The following is a 2052-nucleotide window of genomic DNA, read 5'->3' on the forward strand; positions in this document are numbered from 1 at the left end:
TGCCAAACCCTCGCTGTACCGTCCCCACTGGCGGTGGCCACCTTCTCCCCATCCGGGCTAAATACCACGGACCAAACTGTATCCTCGTGATGGAGGCGGGCTAGTTCTTCCCCTATTCCTACCTGCCAAACCCTCGCTGTATTGTCCAAACTGGCGGTGGCCACCTTCTCCCCATCCGGGCTAAATACCACGGACCAAACTGTATCCTCGTGATGGAGGCGGGCTAGTTCTTCCCCTATTCCTACCTGCCAAACCCTCGCTGTATTGTCCAAACTGGCGGTGGCCACCTTCTCCCCATCCGGGCTAAACACCACAGACAAAAGTATCTCCTCGTGTTCAAATTGCTGTTTTAAGTTAGCTAGTAATCTAAGTCCATTGCGTAATGCCTGATCCACTTCTAGGGGATTTTTGTCTTTAGTAAATGCTTTTGATGCTTTAACGGCTAACAATGCGCTAGTGGTGTACAAATCTGCTCGTTGACTTCCAAGCCACTCAGATTTCAATGCTAATTGGCGAGCTAAGGCTTCTTGCTCCGCACGTCGGAAATTAATGGCTAGTAAGGAGGTTAACCCTGTAAGTCCCACTAAAATCCCAATTCCCACTACGTTCAAGAACTTCCTGCGTTGCTCTGAGCGAATAGATATCTGATAGAAACGGATTTGTCGCTCTGTCATCTCCTGGCTATACTGCCGATAATACTGTTTGAGCAGGTCTAAATCTGGACTCCGCCAAAGTCTTCCTTCTGGTCGTCCTGACCTATCCCAAGACTTGGCTGCCTCTTCTAGCCGTCGCTGAAAACGAATATCATCCCGACTGTTATCAAGCCAGTCATTTAATAATTCCCAATGACTAAACAAGGCTTCATGGGTCACTTCCACTATTTCCTGATTATCTTGGCTCAACAGCGTCACTAATCTTGTTTCTGGTGAGGCAAAGCGATCTATAACTGCCCTAACCGTTTCAGGGGTATCTCGACTGGTCTTCAGTTCTTCTACCGCCGTCCGCCGTCGAGTATCATTGGTTCCTTCTCCCAACTGCACTAACCCCACAAAAACCCGTCGAGCAATTTCCTTTTGACGACTATCAAGCTGATCATAAATCTCCTGAGCTTTTCCGGCTAAAGCTCCCCCTACACCTCCCATTTCACGATAGGTTACAGCAGGGTCTTTGCCGACTTTTAATCCCTCCCAAATGCGTGTTAGAGCAAATTGTAATAGGGGCAATGCTCCTTCTCTCCCTTCTGTATCTTTGACGAGCAGATTGATTGTTGCCTCATCTAAGGGATATCCTGCTTGTTTCGCTGGTTCAGCAATAGCCCGTCTTAGTTGTCCTTCTGTCATAGGAGGCACAATGACACTTACATCTGAACCAATCACTTGACTAAGTTCTTTGTGACGTTGAGTTGGGTTTAAAAAATCGCTGCGTAGGGTAATGATAACGGAAAGATTCCCTGTAGGGTCATTGGCAGCATAGAGTAAATTATCGATAAAAGCTTGACTTTCCTCAATATCTTTACAAAGGGAGTACACTTCCTCAAACTGGTCTACTAGCACCACCATGGGGGAATCTTGAATCTGGGGCATTAAATCAACAATTCTTCGCAGTCCATCATAGTTCCCCTGTTCATTTTTTAATTTTAGCTCTGTGGCAAATTCCCGTGTTTTCTTCACTGGCATTGGGTCTTGGGTGGCCACTTTGGCTAATACCCTTCCTAACGCTTCTACGGGATGGGTTCCTGGTACCAGAACTGCCACCCGAATTTGTTCTTTCCCTGGTAAGGGCTGTTTGGCTAATTCAGGAATCAAACCAGCCCTAGCTAGAGAGGATTTCCCACAGCCTGATGGTCCTAAAATTGGCAGCAAGCGAGGAACTCCTTTGTCTTGACCCGACTGAGCAACCAGAGATTCAAATCTTTGCCAAAGTCGCTTTATTTGTTCTTCTCGTCCAAAGTAACGGGCTGCATCTTCCTCTTTAAAGGCCGCTAGTCCCTTATAGGGGTTAGGTGATTTCCGAGAAAGCTTTTCCCATAGGGGGGGTAATCCCTTGGACTAA

1 protein-coding gene and 1 pseudogene are annotated in these 2052 nt (G+C 47.2%); both read right to left on the reverse strand.

Annotation, left to right across the window (positions count from 1 at the left end; translation table 11 throughout):
- Positions 1–674 (reverse strand): WD40 repeat domain-containing protein (locus P9B04_RS23630; protein WP_446718039.1); only part of this gene is annotated, 674 nt, incomplete at its 3' end.
- A 126-nt stretch (positions 675–800) separates the two neighbouring features.
- Positions 801–1937, reverse strand: a pseudogene (locus tag P9B04_RS23635) (nSTAND1 domain-containing NTPase); the annotation flags it as partial.
- Positions 1938–2052 lie beyond the last annotated feature (115 nt).

It is taken from the genome of Crocosphaera sp. Alani8, from assembly GCF_038442745.1.
Lineage (GTDB): Bacteria > Cyanobacteriota > Cyanobacteriia > Cyanobacteriales > Microcystaceae > Crocosphaera.